The sequence below is a fragment of the Xenorhabdus sp. KJ12.1 genome, assembly GCF_963876495.1.
Taxonomy (GTDB): Bacteria; Pseudomonadota; Gammaproteobacteria; order Enterobacterales; family Enterobacteriaceae; genus Xenorhabdus; species Xenorhabdus stockiae.
Genome location: NZ_CAWNQH010000001.1, coordinates 61,736 through 78,819, shown reverse-complemented (window position 1 = coordinate 78,819; position 17,084 = coordinate 61,736). Strand labels below are relative to the sequence as shown.

Sequence of the window (17,084 nt, the reverse complement as noted above, 5' to 3'; positions counted from 1 at the left end):
TGCTGGCTATTTTTTTATCTGTTATTCCCTTGCCGCAGTGCTCCAGCTCGAAAATTATTGGGTATATCATTTATTGAATTTTTTAATCTGCCACACTGATGCTGTGTTTTTTTATTAACCCGCGTAATTGATGGTATGTCAGGCTGAGTTTTGCTGCTGCTTTTTTCTGATTGAACTGGCTTTCTGCTATTGCCTGTATAATTAATTGCTTTTCACAGTCATTCTGCCATTGCCTTAAATCGAGTGGTAAATCAGGTAGAGTGCGATTATCAGTCTTATGTTTGATAGGTGAATCGTTGGCTGATTTTTGTGCATGAGTTTCTGAAGATACGGCAAAGGGATTAATAATGATGGTGTCTAAGGCATTTTGATTATCCCCATTACGGTAGATGGAGCGCTCTATCACATTTTTCAGTTCACGGACATTGCCGGGCCAAGAGTAAGCAAGTAACTGTCGCTTTGCTTTTTCAGTCAATCCGGGGAAAAAAGGAAGATTCAGTTCCTGACACATCTGAACGGCAAAGTGTTGAGCCAGTACCATAATATCCTGCTGTCTCTGGCGTAGTGGGGGTATCTGAACAACATCAAATGCCAGCCTGTCCAGTAGGTCTGCCCGGAATTTCCCGTTGGCGGCCATAGCCGGTAAATCTTCATTGGTAGCACAAATCAGCCGAACATCGATCTGTAAAGACTGGTTACCTCCTACACGTTCAAGATATCCATATTCAATGACTCTTAAGAGTTTCTCTTGTACCTGCATTGGCGCGGTCGCCAGTTCATCAAGAAACAGAGTTCCGCCATCCGCTCGCTCAAAACGCCCCTGATGTTTTGAACGTGCTCCGGTAAATGCGCCTGCTTCATGGCCAAATAGCTCTGAATCAAGCAAATTTTCGTTGAGAGCAGCGCAGTTCAGGGAAATGAAAGGGCCTTGCCATCTGGGGGAAAGGTAATGCAAACGGTGAGCAATTAACTCCTTACCTGTTCCCCGTTCGCCTAATACTAAAACAGGTTTATTTAATTTTGCCAGTGCAGAAACCTGTTCCAGAACCTCAATAAAATTGTTTGCTTCCCCTAATAGGTTATCAGTGAACTGATTCATGATTTCTCCACTAACAAATCGTATTTTTCGCCAATTATTGGTTGATTTAACCACATTAAAATATTGTAAGAAAAAAGCAAATAAAAATTAATTTATATATTTCAATGTGATAATAAGAAATAAAAAGTTGGCATGTATCTTGTATTTAATTGAATGCCTTACCTTGTATCTTATACATTATTTAACAGTACACAGGCATAACATACATACATTCTAATGAAAGAGGTTTATGACTATGGGTATTTTTTCTCGTTTTGCTGATATCGTTAACGCTAATATTTCTTCTCTGCTGGATAAAGCAGAAGATCCGCAGAAAATGATCCGCTTGATGATTCAGGAGATGGAAGATACGCTGGTGGAAATACGCTCAACATCTGCGCGTACGCTGGCTGAGAAAAAACAGCTTCTTCGCCGTATCAGCACCGGAGAAAGCCAGATTGAAGGCTGGCAGGAAAAAGCTGAACTGGCATTGAGCAAAGATAAAGAAGATCTTGCGCGGGCAGCTCTGATTGAAAAACAGAAAGTCAGCCAGTTAGTTGAAACACTGAAAAATGAGCTATCGATTCTGGATGAAACCCTTGATCGCATTAAAGGGGAAGTGACTGAGCTGGAAAATAAACTGATAGAAGCGCGTGCACGACAGCAGTCTCTGACGCTGCGTCATCAGGCTGCGGCTTCTTCCCGTGAAGTCCGTCGTCAGCTGGACAGCGGTAAAATCGATGAGGCGATGGCTCGCTTTGAACAGTTTGAGCGCCGTATTGACCATATGGAAGCAGAAGCGGAATCAGTTGGCCTTGGGAAAAAGAAATCTCTGGAACAGCAGTTTGCAGAACTGAAAGCGGATGATGAAATTAGTGCACAACTTGCTGCTCTCAAAGCTAAAATGAGTGCTAAAGATCCACAATGATAGAGAAGACTATTCGTATATCCGTTCGCAACTAAGGAAAGGTAATGGCTTATATATTTCTGGGGATCCCGCTGATCCTATTTGTACTCTTCGTGTTACCTGTCTGGTTATGGCTGCACTATAACAACCAGAACAGAGGGAAACTGGAGAGCAATGAAATTCAACGTTTGGAGCAGTTGTCAGAAAACGCCCGGCGTATGCAGGAACGTATCAAAACGCTGGAAGATATTCTTGATGCTGAGCATCCAAACTGGAGGCAGTCATAATGAGCAGTTCTTACCGGGGGAAACTTTATCGTTTACCGGAACAGGGCGTGATCAAAGGTGTTTGTGCCGGGTTAGCGAACTATTTTGATGTCCCTGTTGCCCTTATCCGTACCATTGCCATACTGTCGATATTCTTTGGGTTATCTGCCATAACGGTAGTGGCCTACATTATCTTGTCCTTTGTGATGGATCCTGCACCTGTGGGATATCAGCCAGAGGAAACAAGAGCACCATCAACCCGGAAAATACTGGATGAAGTTGATTACCAATTGAGAGCAGGAGAAGAGCGCCTGCGTCAAATGGAACGCTATATTACTTCTGACACCTATAATGTACGCAGTCGTTTTCGCCAGCTCTAGGCCAGAAAAGATTTAAATAAGAACGGCGGAATACCACAGAAACTGCTGGCCCCTTGCCCGGTTGGGTGAGGGGAGACCGGTTTGAAATTACAACATTATAGTGTCCGACTCAGGAGAAATATGAAACGGCTGCAAAATGAGCTGACGTCACTTGTTAATCGAGGAATAGATCGTCATTTACGGCTGGCAGTAACAGGGTTAAGCCGTAGCGGGAAAACAGCATTTATTACTTCTTTGGTCAATCAGTTGCTGAATGTTCATACTGGTGCCAGATTACCACTGTTTTCTACCGTACGTGACGGTCGTTTATTAGGTGTGAAACGTGTACCACAGCGGGATTTGGGTGTTCCCCGTTTTGCCTATGATGAAAACATTGCTGCTTTGCACAATCCCCCGCCGTATTGGCCGATACCGACCAGAGGCGTGAGCGAAATCCGCCTTGCGCTGCGTTATCGTTCAGAAGATTCTTTACTCCGCTATCTCAAAGACACCTCAACACTTTATCTGGAAATTGTCGATTATCCCGGAGAGTGGCTGCTGGATTTACCTATGCTGGAACAGAGTTATCTGGCATGGTCACGGCAAATGCATGGCTTACTGAAAGGAAACAGGGCTGAGTGGGCTAAGCCGTGGCTGGAATTATGTAAACAGTGTGATCCATTGGCACCAGCGGATGAAAATCTGCTGAGCAGAATTGCACAGGCCTACACAGATTATTTACACCAATGTAAAACAGAAGGTTTGCATTTCATTCAGCCGGGGCGTTTTATTCTGCCGGGAGATCTGACGGGAGCGCCTGCCCTGCAATTTTTTCCGTGGCCGGATATTGACGGAATTGGAGAACCTCAATTACTGAAAGCGGATAAACAAACTAATATCGGTATGTTACGTGAACGATTTAATTATTATTGTGATCACATCGTAAAGGGCTTTTATAAAGAGCATTTTCTGCGTTTTGATCGGCAAATCGTTCTGGTTGATTGCCTACAGCCATTAAACAGCGGCCCGCACGCTTTTAATGATATGCGGCTGGCACTGACCCAACTGATGCAAAGCTTTCATTATGGTAAACGGACGTTATTCCGCCGTTTATTTTCCCCTTGCATTGATAAGTTGATGTTTGCGGCGAGTAAAGCAGATCATGTCACAGCAGATCAGCACGTTAATCTTGTGTCGTTGCTTCAACAGCTTGTGCAGGAAGCGTGGCAGAATGCAGCATTTGAAGGGATCAGCATGGATTGTGTTGGTCTGGCGTCTGTTCAGGCAACTGAAAGTGGCATTGTGATGCACGAGGGAGAACAGATCCCGGCTATCAAAGGAAATCGCCTGTCAGATGACAAACTACTGACATTCTTTCCGGGTGAGGTGCCACAGCGTTTGCCCAGTAATGATTTCTGGCAGAAACAGGGCTTTAATTTTGAATCATTCCGGCCACGTCAGGTCAGTATTGATGCACCATTACCCCATATCCGTATGGACAGCGCGATGGAGTTTTTATTGGGAGACAAACTGACATGACAGACACTTTAAAATCAGAGGATAAAGATTCTGCTCCTTTAAAACCAAGAGTGGATTTTGATGACCTGTTATCAGCATCTTCAGAACTTTCCCTGAAATCCCAGCAAGAATTTAATGAACAGGAAAGTGAATTCTATCCGGCTCTGCCAGAATTAAATACGGAAGAGCAGGAGAGTGAGCTTGAAGGTGCAGTGAATGCGGCCCTGAAACCTAAACGCGGCCCGTGGCGGAAAATATTTTCGGGAGCTTTACTGTTATTGGGTTTCAGTGTTATCGCTCAGTTTATTCAATGGATATATCAGTCATGGCAGAATCAGGACTGGATTGCACTGGGTGTAGCAGCCGCAGGCAGTATGATTGTTTTTGCCGGAATAGGTGCTGTTATCGGTGAATGGCGTCGTCTTTATCGTTTGCGTCAGCGGACAGAAGAGCGTGATATCGCAAAAACATTATTGCAGAGCCACGGCATTGGCAAAGGACGACAGTTTTGCGAAAAAATGGCTGATCAGGCAGGTATAGGCCAGCAGCATCCGGCGTTACAGCGTTGGCAGAGTGCGATACATGAAACGCACAATGATCGGGAAATGGTCATATTATACAGCAAACTGGTTCAGCCTGTGCTGGATGAGCAGGCTAAAAAAGAGATCCGCCGTTCAGCGGCAGAATCTGCGCTGATGATCGCAGTCAGCCCACTTGCCGTGGTCGATATGGCTTTTATTGCATGGAGAAATATTCGTCTTATTAATCGAATTGCGGCAATATATGGGATTGAATTGGGTTATTTCAGCCGAATTCGTTTATTTCGGTTGGTATTGTTGAATATTGCTTTTGCTGGGGCATCAGAGTTGGTCAGGGAAGTGGGTATGGACTGGCTGTCGCAGGATATTGCCGCTCGGCTTTCAGCCCGTGCTGCACAAGGCATTGGCGCTGGGTTGCTTACTGCCCGGCTGGGAATTAAGGCTATGGAGCTGTGCCGCCCTTTACCCTGGATTGATGGCGATAAACCTAAATTAGGTGATTTCCGGTATCAGTTAATTAGCCAGCTAAAAAGTACACTGGCGACTAAGCCGAAAACTAGAAATGAAGCCAAAAAGTCAGGCTCATAACTCAGATGATACTGTCATTTAAGCTTGACACTCTGTCTTACTGTCAACTTTAACTGACAGGGGGCTTCATCTATCGCACAGTAACGAGTAATATTTCAGGCGGTTATGAACATTGTGTAAATAAGGTCGGAATAAATGCGATTGGAAGTTACTTGTCAGGATCGAATCGGACTGACTCGCGAGTTACTTGATTTATTGGTTTTAAGAAATATTGACCTGAAAGGAATTGAGATTTCTCCTGCTCGTCGTATTTACCTTAATTTTACTCAAATTGATTTCAATACCTTCCGCTTGTTAATGGCGGAAATCCGTCGTATTAATGGCGTGATGGATGTCAGGACGGTGGCGTTTATGCCATCAGAGAAAGAACATCGGGCGATGCGTACATTACTGGAGTCTGTACCGGACCCGATTTTGTCCGTTGATATGAAAGGAAATATTGATTTAGCCAATCTGGCATCACAGTCATTGTTTGGCATCAGTAAAGAAAAAATCAGCCAGAAAAATATCAGCCAGCTTATCAGTAATTATAATTTTCTCCGTTGGCTGGAAAGTGAACATCCCGAATCTCATTCAGTCACGTTAACCATCAAAGAGAAAACCTATTTGATGGATGTGATCCCGATGCCGCTGACTGATGAAAACCAGGAAGTTAAATGTGTCGGGGCGGTCATTATGCTGCGTGTCTCCACGCAGGCAGAGCCTGCCCAGAAAAAACGCATCGTCAATGATGATCTGGCTTTTGAAAATATTGTTGCTGTCAGCCCGAAGATGGTTCATGTCGTTGAGCAGGCCCGTAAAATGGCTATGCTGGATGTGCCGTTGTTGCTGATTGGTGATACGGGGACGGGGAAAGATGAATTTGCCAAAGCTTGTCATTTGCGCAGTTCAAGAGGAAAACAGCCTTTTCTTGGCTTAAATTGTGCCTCTATGCCGGATGACGTAGTCGAAAGTGAATTGTTTGGTTATGCAGCAGGTGCCTATCCTAACGCAACGGAAAGTAAAAAAGGCTTTTTTGAGCAAGCAAATGGCGGTACGGTTCTGCTGGATGAAATTGGTGAAATGTCACCCCAGATGCAGATTAAATTATTGCGCTTCCTTAACGATGGAACATTTCGTCGGGTGGGGGAAGATAATGAAGTGAAAGTGGACGTCAGGATCATCTGCGCCACTCAGAAGAATCTGGTTGAGTTGGTACGGAAAGGGGAGTTCAGGGAAGATCTCTACTATCGGCTTAATGTATTAACTATCACATTACCGCCTTTACGGGAACGTCAGGCGGATATTATGCCACTGACGGATTATTTCGTGACCCGTTTTGCCAAAGAACAGGGTGTAGAAAAACCAAAATTTGCTCCTGATCTGGAACAGTTCCTATGCAGCTATTACTGGCCCGGAAACGTGAGGCAGCTGCGCAATGCCATCTATCGGGCATTGACGCAGCTTGAAGATAACCAGTTAAGCTCACAGGATATTCAGTTACCGCATTTAGAAGCAGAAACTTCATTTATCAGCGAGGATATTCTGGTTGGTTCTTTGGATGAAATCAGCAAACGTTTTGAACGCTCTGTCCTGACGCGCCTTTATCGTCACTATCCCAGTACTCGTAAGCTGGCGAAACGGCTTGGGGTTTCTCATACTGCAATTGCGAATAAATTGCGTGAATATGGGTTGAGTGGAAAGAAACATGCTGAATCGGGTGACGAATAATTTTTTGGTAATGAAATATACAGATTTCTTGTGGCATAAATTTCCCCTTTTATTCTTGCTCTGAATCTTCTGAAGGTGGGCAGGTGGTAAGGATATTTTGTAGAGATGAGGAGAAGTTAGGAGGGAAACAGGTTTGGATGATAGGGGATTTTATCATCGGGATTAATTTAGAAATAGAGGATGGCCGTTCTGCTATTTTTATTGCCAACATACAATCTATGGTATGTAGAAATGATAAAGAATAACCGGTAAGACGCCGTTCCGTTAAAGGCTGATAACGATCTTCAATATTGCGTACTATGCTTACCGGTGGTGGTCTCCCGACAATCAAAGTATGTAATACTGCCCCCAGCGCATAAATATCACTCCAGGGGCCTTGTTGCCCCTCTTCATTGGCCGTGTATTGTTCACAGGGTGTGAACCCCGGCCTGACCGTTATTTCTTCTTCGTCAGATAAACGTTCTGCTATTTTCCGGGCAGACCCTAAATCCAGCAAAACAGGTAATCGGTCATTCTGAAGTAAAATATTATCCAGCGAAATATCACAGTGTAGATAGCCAGCTTGGTGGAGGGTGTTGATGGCATCAAGCAAAGGAGACAAAATATGGCACAGCCAATTCTGTGTCACTATCTTTGCATACTTGGCCTGTAATACTTTCAGGGTTATGCCATGGTAAAAAGGAGTGGCGATATAAGCGGTGCTGTTCTGTTGCCAGAAACGTATGAAGCGGGGTAGGCACGGATGGTTAAAGCAAGTCATGATATGGGCTTCACGCATAAAACTGTGAAGCCCGACTCTGAATCTTTCCTGTAAATTTGGGTGGCGTAATTTTAGTTTCAAATCATTACGGCGAACCACAATCATGGATGGCAGATATTCTTTTATGGCAACTGCACACTGTTTGCTGTGATCCCAGGCTCGGTATACGATACCAAATCCTCCTTTACCCACAACTTTTTCAATTTCAAACTCATTGAAACAGTATCCAATGGGTAATGCCTGTAATAATGGATGCTTGGTCTTAAGAGAGTTATTGTAAGAATTCTGCATAATAGATGGCCTCTTGAACCTCATGTTCTATTTTTTGTCGAATTTTCAAGTTGCCTCTTTATTGGCTGTGTTTATTTACTCCGAACATTTAGTCCTCCTGTTAAATTATGTGGGAGTGTGACATGGTTGGTATGAAATTATTTATACTCTTGAGGAAATGTTTATAAACTACGCATGACAAATTACACATGGATATCATGCAGGATCTATATATCATTAGAAAACTGGAATTTAAGTTCTCCCTGTTCGAGCGACACCTGTAATTGGTTATATTGTTCACCATGGGCGCAGGCAGATAGCAGCTGCTGGCTTATCTGAGGCAATAGAGTATTGGTTAAAATAGCATCTACCGTACGACCGCCCGACTCAACTTCGGTACAACGACTGACAATATTTTCAATCATGGCTTCATCGAAAGTGGCAGTAATACCATGATTTTCCAGCAATCGTTTTTGTATGCGTCCCAGCTGTAAATAAACGATACTGGTCATGACTTCATCATCTAATGGATAGTATGGAATGACTAATAAACGCCCCAGTAAAGCGGCAGGGAATGTGTTTAATAGCGGTTTGCGTAGTGCTGAACTGAGCTGCTCCGGCTCAGGTAGTGTATTACTCTGTTGGTAATGCTGGTAGCACATTGAGTTGACTAAATCAGCGCCGACATTCGATGTCAGAATAATAATCGTATTACGGAAGTCAATATGGCGGCCTTCACCATCTTCCATCCATCCCTTATCGAATACCTGAAAGAAAATTTCATGGACATCAGGATGCGCTTTTTCAATTTCATCCAGTAATACGACACTGTATGGACGACGGCGAACTGCTTCGGTCAGGACACCCCCTTCACCATATCCGACGTAACCGGGAGGAGCACCTTTTAATGTTGATACAGTATGTGCTTCCTGAAATTCACTCATATTGATAGTGATCAGGTTTTGTTCACCACCATACAGAGTTTCCGCCAGAGCGAGTGCGGTTTCAGTTTTACCGACGCCAGAAGGCCCGCACAGCATAAAGACCCCTACCGGTTTATTAGGATCGTCCAGTTTTGCCCGTGAAGTGCGTACTCGGTTTGCGATGGTTTCTAACGCATGATACTGACCAATAACACGCTGGTTAAGGGTATCAGCTAATTGCAATACAGCTTCAATCTCATCTTTCATCATGCGGCTTAAAGGAATGCCAGTCCAGTCTGAGACAACAGCGGAAACAACATTACTGTCTACTGCGGCAAAGATAAGAGGCTCTTCACCCTGTAACATTTCCAGTTGTTGTTGCAGCTCAGCCAGCTCCGTATGAAGAGTAATTTTATCATTATTGCTTTGTTCTTCATCGTCTTGTTCTTCATGTAACTGAAGACGTAGTTGGATAATTTTATCTGTCAGTAACAGTTCCTGTTGCCAGCGTGCTTCTAGTTGCTCTTGTTGCTCTGCCAGCGTTGCTAATTGGCTGAGGATATTTTCTGCCCGCTGAGGATCGCCCAAACCAACTTTGGATTCCCGTTCCACTATTCCCAGTTCAACATTCAACGAATCTATCTTATGGCGGCAGTTTTCCAGCTGCGGGGGTTCTGCATGCTGGCTGACTGCCACTCTGGCACAGGCGGTGTCCAGTAATGCGATGGCTTTGTCCGGTAACTGGCGGGCAGGAATATAACGATGGGAGAGATGTACTGCTGCATCAACCGCTTCATCCAGTAAAAGAATACGATGGTGTTTTTCCAGCGTATTGACCAGACTACGCAGCATTATCAGAGCCTTGGTTTCATCAGGCTCATGTACCTGAACAACCTGAAAACGGCGGGTCAGGGCCGGATCTTTTTCGATATATTTTTTATATTCTGACCAAGTTGTAGCGCCCAGTGTCCGCAACTGTCCCCGTGCTAGTGCTGGTTTTAATAAGTTAGCGGCATCGCCTGTACCTTGTTGTCCTCCGGCTCCAATCAGAGTGTGAATTTCATCGATAAACAAAATGATGGGTGTCGGGCTGGATTGGACTTCTTCAATGACTTTCCGCAGACGGGATTCAAACTCTCCTTTAATACCCGCACCGGCCTGTAACATACCGATATCCAGTAGCCAAAGCTGAACGTTCTTCAGCGGGGGAGGTACTTCGCCAGCCACAATTCTCAAAGCCAGACCTTCAATGACCGCAGTCTTACCAACGCCAGCCTCACCTGTCAGTAATGGGTTGTTTTGTCTGCGGCGCATCAGAATATCAATAATCTGGCGGATTTCTTCATCGCGTCCTGATACAGGGTCAATTTCACCATTACGTGCCCGTGCTGTTAACTCCTGTCCATATTGTTGCAAAGCTGAGCCTGTTGCAGCCTGTGGTGGTGCTCCCTGAGTTTCGTTTGATGATATTATGCTTTCCTGAGCCTCATCACTGCCATCAAATATATTGTTAAAATTATCGATCAGGGTATCGGCATTGATATGATCAAACAGAGGAGAAATTGCTTTCAGTGCATTGCGAAGATTGAAAGTTTTTAATATGCCTATCAGTAAATGCGAACTACGGATCTGAGCAACACCAAATTTCAGCGAACCGTAAACCCAGGCTCGCTCTACGGCATTGTCAATATGTTCTGAGAGATCAGAAATGGCACTGGCACCACGAGGCAGGCGATCCAGCGCAGCAACAATATCTTTGGTCAATGCAGATTCATCCAGCCCTAAATGGTGGATAAGTTTCTGTAAATCACTGTTTTGTTGTTGCATGATTTGGTGTAGCCAATGGACCAGTTCAACATAAGGGTTACCACGTAACTTACAGAAAGCAGTGGCACCTTCTAATGATGTGAACAGGGTCGGGTTGAGCTTACCAAAAAGTACGGAACGGCTGATTTCTGACATAGCATATAATCCGTGATGTTGTCGTTGATAATGTTTAGGTACGTAAGTAATAACGAGCGCTTAAATAACAACCAGTTATTAGAGAGTAAAAGGCAAGAAGAGGTATGTTGGTCGGGAACGTGCAGGCAAAACTAGGGGTTGTAGATTAAATCATCACGATGGATTTTCTGCTCCATCTTCCCAAGCCAACTGCTTAGCCCTAGTTTTACCGGATCTGACAGATGGATACTCTGTATATCTGTACGATGAAGTACCAGCTGGATATCCCATGCATACTCAATCCCAAGATATTGACGTACCCAGTCACGTAATTGTTGTGACTTCGGTTGGTTTGGCAGGAAGTCTTCATACTCTGATATTGTCAGTGGGCCAAGTTTGATGCGGAATTTATACTGAACATCATATAATGCAGTCCCTAAAAAGGCTGACTGTCCTAAACGTGGCATGTTGCGCCCGGCTTTTAACCGGGCCTGATCCTGAATCTCAACTTCCAGCCATTGCGGAATATTTTGTTTAATCTTTAACGGAATATTGAAGTAGGTGAACAGTATTTTTTTCAGACCTTCTGCACCATGCCCCTGACGAGATAAATGCCCTGATAATAAATAGCGGGCATGTTCATGAATAGAATCTGCGTTTTTCTGGGCAGGTAAACCCATACCAACCAGACAAGCGAGATAATGGCAGAAACGCTGATTATCCTGACGATCGAGCGATACTGTAGACTGGGCATTCGCCCAGGCCCGATAAAATAATTGGATTAACCTATTGTGAAATAAATTAGCGAACGCCGTCAGCGTCGGATCCTGATAATTATACTGTCGGGCATAGATATATTCGGTAATGTGAGTCGGTAGGGGGCCGTTTGGCCCGAATAAACCAAAACTGTAAATCAGTACATCATACTGTTTTGAGTTTTTCCGTTGTTTTGCTTCGGAGATAGTAGAAGGGGCGAATATCATTGATGCCTTTTGCCCTAACCGCAGTAGGTCGTATCGCGGTAATGGGGATGAACCCAGCATATAATATTCCCCGGATTGCGCATCTATCCGCCGCAGGGTCTGGAACAGATCGAACTGCCACGGCGTCTGGGTGAGTTCTTGCCAGAAATTATCAGGTAGACGGCTTATGCTGTGAATGGCGACAGCACCTGTTTCACTCATCGTCATTTCCCCCCATTATAACAGTTGTTTTTTTCCCATTCGGGCCGGCCAGTAACCGATTTTGCCTCGTTGCTGGCTATAGAGTGTCATTTCAGTGAAGGAGTTCATGGTAACCAAATGGGAGAAGAGTCGTTCCAGAACACTACCCAGTAACCAAGGGCTGGTTCCGGCAAACTCCTGCTCATCGACTTCCAGTTCAATTCCGACACCACGGGCAAAAACGATTGGGCCGGGTTCTGGTACTCTGCGATGAATTGTTTTCAGTGAACAATGGCGAATACCATTAATCTGACGGGCGGTGGCCGGCTCTGAAAGATTGGCATAAAGACTAAGCAATTGCCGTAATGCCTGAGTACCTTGCTCATCATCCTTATCCATGAAATTCAGGTAATTGAGCTGTAGCTGACTGATTAATTTCCAGGAAACTGAACCCTGTGCCAGAGCCGGATGTGGTATGGTCGGCCTTTTAAGAAATACAATCTGGTTGATTGGAATGGAATCAAGCATGACAAAACTATCGATATCCTGTTGCCGCAACATTGCAGATAAATCACGGTTGGTGCACATCACATCCGCAGTCAGAAATTTGAGTTCATTCGGCCAGGGTGAGTGTTGTTCATCAACAATGGAAACAAATGATTCCGTACCAAGGTAACTGGTTCGGGTTCCATAATGCAGGGAGTGCTCAGACAGAATACGGGGGTCACGACGAAGGGAAAAATAGGCGCCATAATTTCCTTTATCATCACTGAAAGTTGACCAAAAAGGTCGGAAGATCTGAGTTTCCCGTCGCTTGATATCTGCACCGTGCAGGCGTTGTACTGAAAAAATTTCATAATCCAGTGGTCGGGTATTATCAACCACTAAATGGTACTCATTAGTGCTCTCTTTTAGCGTGACCCGTTCAGTCAGTTTAGGAAACAGGTTAATGACAGGAGTACTGTTCAGGGCTAAGTAAGAGGCATCAACCAGATGCTCTAAATCCTCATCAATTTTGTCCAAAAGTAGGATCAGTTCAAACTCACTCTCTTTTTTAGTCTCTTCCAGCAAAGATTGCATACCGCTAATGCTGAAGAACTGAAAACGAGCCGGAAAAGCAAAATACTCATGCAGCTGTCGATAACCGCTGAACGTGCGTGGATCATTGGGTAATAATGACTGTTCATCATCAAACCCTTCGTGATGCGGGGAGATATCAGGTAATACCTGATACTGGGGGGTATCACCGAGAGTCTGGCAGATCATTCCGACGCAATGTTCCATCAGCAATTCCTGCAATTGCTGAGCCTGAATATCTGGCCCGGAAAGAAAAAAGATCAGTTTATTGAGTTCCAGCTCACTGAGGAAGAATTTTCCTTTGCAGGTGAGATGAATACGTAACGCACTCACTGCACCGCACTGATGAAGATTTAAAGAAGCCAGCGGAATATTGGCCGGAATTTTTCCCAATTCAACTTTTTGCAAGTGCAGGGGTTGCAGAATAACATCCTGTGCCGTGCTGTACTGAAGCGTAATACCGTCTTTTTTCAGTGACTGACAATGCATGATAGTCCCGCGTGGTACTAAAAATCCGTGGCTGATATCCCCTTTACTGGTATCGGGCTGAAGTTCGGCAATAGACATTGACGGTGTGGGGGCCAGATAATTGGGGCACAACATCTCCAGTAATTGTTGGGAAAAGTTCGGAAACTCCGCATCCATTTTCAACTGAATACGGGAGGTCAGAAAAGCGAAACCCTCCATCAGCCGTTCAACGTAAGGGTCGGTCACATCAATGCCATGCATCCCCAACCGGTTGGCGACTTTCGGATAACGCTCGGCAAATTCTTTGCCCATCTCACGTAAATAGATCAGTTCACGATTGTAGTATTCAAGCAGTTTGCTATCCAAAATGTATTCTCCCGTTTTTTGCCGGTTTACCCAGCTTCTTTAATAGTGAAATAGCCGTTTTCTAAATCAATATCACTGTGAAACAGGAATTCCAGTGGCCAGGGAACACACCATAAAAACCCTCTGATCTCGATGGATAATCTGTTGTATAAAGTCAGTGAGTGGGTATCTGAAACACAATTAACTTCAAGACCGTCGGGAAGAATGCGGGGTTCAAAGATATGTATCGCTTTAGTGATCTTATGCTGGATATCCTCCCATTCGATTTCAGACATGAGCTTACCGGCCAGAGGCTCCAGGCCAAAGTTATAGACGGAGCGACGGATTTCTGGGAAAGGGGAAAGGTTCTGTTCGGATTCGCCGTTGATACTATTGAGTAACCACTGTAAATCCCGCAGAAGATTCTGGCGTAATATATTATGTGATATCAGGTGATTACTGGTTGCCTCTTTTTTCTTATCCGGTTCATTATCGGTGAGCCTGTCCAGCAGGGAAGGCCGCATTTTGTCTCTGGCAGTGATGTGTCTGGTATTACCCGGACGATGATAGCCACTATGTATCAAAGTCGTATCGTTATTCATGGGGAGCCTATTAATTATTAGCAGTGATGATAGTTAGTCGTGATATATAGATAACTATGGGCAATAGGATTGATATGCTGAAAGGTTTGTTCCCGTTGTCTTTCAGGTTATAAGCTGAAATTCATGGGATATTTGTATCTGAGGAGTTGATAGTTTTATCCGGTCTGTTTTTTTATTTTTTTCTGGGAATTTTTATAATTATTTACTTCGTTTTCATAGGCCAACAGGAAGTTCTTACCAAACAGGCCGGAATTGTGCTCAAATTCACTGGCTGTTTTTTGATAATGCTTAGTAAGAAACTCCCATAAAGATGCTTTATAGGTTGATGATAATGACAAACGTGGCATGCCGCCTTCGTCCCGTGCTTTTTGTTCAAGAATAGTGGGGTGAAAGAGTTGCAGGATATCTACCGTAATGGCTCGCATCCCGGCAATCATTCCCAGTTGGTGCGCTTGTAATTCGATTAAAATATCGCGGGTTGCCTGCTCAATAGACATAAATCCCGGCATATGATCACCAAACATCTGAACCAGTACTGATTGACCAGAAGGTAATAATTTAAAGGGATTATTGGTATCTGATAACATTTGGGTTATTCCGGCTTCGGCTTCCCGTTTCAGTAGGGTACGTGAAGTATTTAATGCAACAAGCCCCTGAGATAACTGGCTGATAAGCTGGCCTAACTGATACATACGGTGTTCATCAAACTGTGGCTGGCGAAGATTTTTGAGTCCCATACCTTCTAGTAGGGCCGCCAGTAATTTTCCTTCCAGTTTGACACCTTCTGTGACATGTTCATCGGATTTATAGCTGATGGGATCGATATTCAGCCGTTCATAAATAGGGTCATCATTACTGATATGTGGTGGTGTGTTAAGTTGCTTAATCTGCTGATTAATATAAGTCTGATGACTCTGGTTAGTCTGCTTATTAGGTGGGTTAAAGAAGGTATCTTCTCCCATTGTTTCTTCTGTTTCTGTGCCGAACTGGTTTGTGACTAAATCTTGGTTTATTTCTCTGGATAGCTCTTCTGTTGTGAAGAGCGGAGGTAAAGGAGAGAATTGAGCTTCTGATTGTGTATTATGATCAGATGCAGATTGTGTGACAGAAACCGATTTAGGTTCGGCAATTTTGGGATGATCAGGAGATGTTAGTGGCGCGGCAGTGCCTAACATCAAATCCAGAGGGTCTTCATTTTTAATATTTTGTTTTTGTTTAACATTCTGGTCAGAAAATAACGCCAGTGGATCAACTTCACCTTCCTTATCATTGTGCTCAAGATCATATTCTTTATCATTCTGGAGTAAGGTTGTCGGCGTATTATCATTAAGAATATCTTCCTGCCGGAAGAGGGGATCTGAATTGAACATAGTCACGGGATCTTTCGCCCGTAGCTGTAGGGTATCTAAATCAGCGGTTGTTTTGATTTTTGCTAATGGATCAATGGGATTACGTTCATCATTTTCTTGTTGGCTGGAGGGAAACAGCGGGTTATGGTCATTTCCATCTGATGATACCTGATGCTTGTCAGAGGATGTCGGAGTATCAGGGATCGTAAAAATTTTTTCAAGGCCATCCCAGACTTCACTGGGAATACCCTGCGTATCCGATTCAGAGGGTACACTGGTAGCGGAAATATCAGTTTGTAATTGTGCATTTTGGTAGGGATCAATGACCTGAATCTGATAACTGCCAATATTCAGTACGTCACCATCGCGGATTTCAACCTGACGATTCGGAGCCACAGGGATTGTATTCAGCAAAAGCTCAGTTGCAGAACCCAGATTGGTGATCCGACATTTGCCATCTGTATTGATGGATACAATAGCCTGAACACGGGCAATGCCCTGCTCAGCATCAGGTAAAACCCAACTATTATCTTTACAGTGGCCGATAGTTCCTCCCGGAGGAGAGAATTCATAACTCAGTTGTGTTGGCTGGCTTGTACTGTTGTTTTTAACAATGGTGAATCGCATAAGCGTGGATCCTTATTGTTGATAAGGATAATGTGGATGAGGATAACCTCCTTGTTTCAAGGAGGTTATCAGTAAAATCCACGGTGTATTATTCCAGTTTATTAGTGTAGGAATCCCAGGTGTAGGTAATTTCAGCACCTTTTTTACCCTGGAAGTCTTGTGGGAAGTAGCTTTCTTTATGTTTTTGGAAGGCAAGCTGAACGTCACAATAGAAATTACCATCTCCGTATACAAGTCTGGCGTCTGCGACCACAGCTTGTGTCAGGGTCAGTTCATACCAGGACTCTTGTGTTCCGCCTTGCCGACGAACATTGAGTTTAACTTCCTTAATATGTTTCCCTGAAGCAACGTATTTGCGCAAGGTTATGGATGATTTATCAAACAGAAGATTTAAATGGAGTTGGCTAACTTGAACGATGCCTGCACCCAAACCAGTCCCTTGATTAGATTTAGTGACATCGTTCATCAGATCTATTTTAAAGGAATGGACGGCTGTCCAGTCTTTATGTTTTTCATCACCTGATTCACCTTTAATATCAGTGAAGAAAATATACGCATCGGGCGTTGGAAGAGTAGACATAATTTTTCGCCTTA

14 protein-coding genes are annotated in these 17,084 nt (G+C 44.1%); 6 read left to right on the top strand and 8 right to left on the bottom strand.

The genetic code is table 11. The annotated features are described in order from the left end of the window. Positions 1–82 precede the first annotated feature (82 nt). Positions 83–1,099: a phage shock protein operon transcriptional activator gene (pspF, locus tag AACS92_RS00335; RefSeq protein WP_099108136.1), complete on the bottom strand. Its 1,017-nt coding sequence runs from the start codon at positions 1,097–1,099 to the stop codon at positions 83–85. Between the two features lie 235 nt (positions 1,100–1,334). Here pspF and pspA point away from each other — a divergent pair, with 235 nt between their 5' ends. The 6 genes from pspA to tyrR all read left to right on the top strand — a co-directional run bounded on the left by pspA (position 1,335) and on the right by tyrR (position 6,965). Continuing rightward, positions 1,335–2,006: a phage shock protein PspA gene (gene pspA / locus AACS92_RS00330; RefSeq protein ID WP_099108135.1), complete on the top strand. Its 672-nt coding sequence runs from the start codon at positions 1,335–1,337 to the stop codon at positions 2,004–2,006. 44 nt (positions 2,007–2,050) lie between these two features. Beyond that, entirely contained in the window at positions 2,051–2,272 is a 222-nt protein-coding gene (gene pspB, locus AACS92_RS00325) for an envelope stress response membrane protein PspB (protein WP_099108134.1), read from the top strand. Beyond that, positions 2,272–2,631, top strand: coding sequence for an envelope stress response membrane protein PspC (pspC, locus tag AACS92_RS00320; protein ID WP_099108133.1), 360 nt, complete (start codon positions 2,272–2,274; stop codon positions 2,629–2,631). Before pspB ends, pspC begins: the two co-directional genes overlap by 1 nt. 120 nt (positions 2,632–2,751) lie before the next feature. Next, positions 2,752–4,149, top strand: a complete 1,398-nt coding sequence (locus tag AACS92_RS00315) for a YcjX family protein (RefSeq protein WP_099108132.1) — start codon at positions 2,752–2,754, stop codon at positions 4,147–4,149. Further along, a complete protein-coding gene (locus AACS92_RS00310) occupies positions 4,146–5,255 on the top strand; it encodes a YcjF family protein (RefSeq protein WP_099108131.1) in 1,110 nt (369 codons plus the stop codon). The genes AACS92_RS00315 and AACS92_RS00310 overlap by 4 nt, the downstream gene beginning before the upstream one ends. Positions 5,256–5,390: 135 nt before the next feature. Next, a complete protein-coding gene (gene tyrR / locus AACS92_RS00305; protein WP_099108130.1) occupies positions 5,391–6,965 on the top strand; it encodes a transcriptional regulator TyrR in 1,575 nt (524 codons plus the stop codon). Between the two features lie 49 nt (positions 6,966–7,014). Here tyrR and AACS92_RS00300 read toward each other — a convergent pair whose 3' ends face one another. The 7 genes from AACS92_RS00300 to AACS92_RS00270 form a co-directional block, all read right to left on the bottom strand. Beyond that, positions 7,015–8,016 (bottom strand): serine/threonine protein kinase, encoded by a 1,002-nt coding sequence (locus AACS92_RS00300; protein WP_169926582.1) that lies wholly within the window; start codon positions 8,014–8,016, stop codon positions 7,015–7,017. A gap of 206 nt (positions 8,017–8,222) precedes the next feature. Next, the gene (tssH, locus tag AACS92_RS00295; RefSeq protein ID WP_099108128.1) at positions 8,223–10,880 is read right to left on the bottom strand and encodes a type VI secretion system ATPase TssH; all 2,658 of its coding nucleotides are present in this window, start codon (positions 10,878–10,880) and stop codon (positions 8,223–8,225) included. Between the two features lie 131 nt (positions 10,881–11,011). After that, entirely contained in the window at positions 11,012–12,043 is a 1,032-nt protein-coding gene (gene tssG, locus AACS92_RS00290; RefSeq protein WP_099108127.1) for a type VI secretion system baseplate subunit TssG, read from the bottom strand. A 15-nt stretch (positions 12,044–12,058) separates the two neighbouring features. Beyond that, complete coding sequence (tssF, locus tag AACS92_RS00285) at positions 12,059–13,933, bottom strand: type VI secretion system baseplate subunit TssF (protein WP_099108126.1); 1,875 nt, start codon at positions 13,931–13,933, stop codon at positions 12,059–12,061. Positions 13,934–13,959: 26 nt separating this feature from the next. Continuing rightward, positions 13,960–14,514 carry a type VI secretion system baseplate subunit TssE gene (gene tssE / locus AACS92_RS00280; RefSeq protein ID WP_099108125.1) on the bottom strand — a complete coding sequence of 185 codons (555 nt, stop codon included), beginning with the start codon at positions 14,512–14,514 and terminating at the stop codon, positions 13,960–13,962. A 155-nt stretch (positions 14,515–14,669) separates the two neighbouring features. Beyond that, a complete protein-coding gene (locus tag AACS92_RS00275) occupies positions 14,670–16,490 on the bottom strand; it encodes a type VI secretion system-associated FHA domain protein (protein ID WP_099108124.1) in 1,821 nt (606 codons plus the stop codon). An 88-nt stretch (positions 16,491–16,578) separates the two neighbouring features. Continuing rightward, positions 16,579–17,070, bottom strand: a complete 492-nt coding sequence (locus AACS92_RS00270) for an Hcp family type VI secretion system effector (RefSeq protein WP_099108123.1) — start codon at positions 17,068–17,070, stop codon at positions 16,579–16,581. Positions 17,071–17,084: the final 14 nt, after the last annotated feature.

Excerpts from the sequence above, each read along its gene's own strand:
- pspF (WP_099108136.1), bottom strand. The coding sequence starts at position 1,099 with ATGAATCAGTTCACTGATAACCTATTAGGGGAAGCAAACAATTTTATT.
- pspA (WP_099108135.1), top strand. The coding sequence starts at position 1,335 with ATGGGTATTTTTTCTCGTTTTGCTGATATCGTTAACGCTAATATTTCT.
- pspB (WP_099108134.1), top strand. The coding sequence starts at position 2,051 with ATGGCTTATATATTTCTGGGGATCCCGCTGATCCTATTTGTACTCTTC.
- pspC (WP_099108133.1), top strand. The coding sequence starts at position 2,272 with ATGAGCAGTTCTTACCGGGGGAAACTTTATCGTTTACCGGAACAGGGC.
- AACS92_RS00315 (WP_099108132.1), top strand. The coding sequence starts at position 2,752 with ATGAAACGGCTGCAAAATGAGCTGACGTCACTTGTTAATCGAGGAATA.
- AACS92_RS00310 (WP_099108131.1), top strand. The coding sequence starts at position 4,146 with ATGACAGACACTTTAAAATCAGAGGATAAAGATTCTGCTCCTTTAAAA.
- tyrR (WP_099108130.1), top strand. The coding sequence starts at position 5,391 with ATGCGATTGGAAGTTACTTGTCAGGATCGAATCGGACTGACTCGCGAG.
- AACS92_RS00300 (WP_169926582.1), bottom strand. The coding sequence starts at position 8,016 with ATGCAGAATTCTTACAATAACTCTCTTAAGACCAAGCATCCATTATTA.
- tssH (WP_099108128.1), bottom strand. The coding sequence starts at position 10,880 with ATGTCAGAAATCAGCCGTTCCGTACTTTTTGGTAAGCTCAACCCGACC.
- tssG (WP_099108127.1), bottom strand. The coding sequence starts at position 12,043 with ATGAGTGAAACAGGTGCTGTCGCCATTCACAGCATAAGCCGTCTACCT.
- tssE (WP_099108125.1), bottom strand. The coding sequence starts at position 14,514 with ATGAATAACGATACGACTTTGATACATAGTGGCTATCATCGTCCGGGT.
- AACS92_RS00275 (WP_099108124.1), bottom strand. The coding sequence starts at position 16,490 with ATGCGATTCACCATTGTTAAAAACAACAGTACAAGCCAGCCAACACAA.
- AACS92_RS00270 (WP_099108123.1), bottom strand. The coding sequence starts at position 17,070 with ATGTCTACTCTTCCAACGCCCGATGCGTATATTTTCTTCACTGATATT.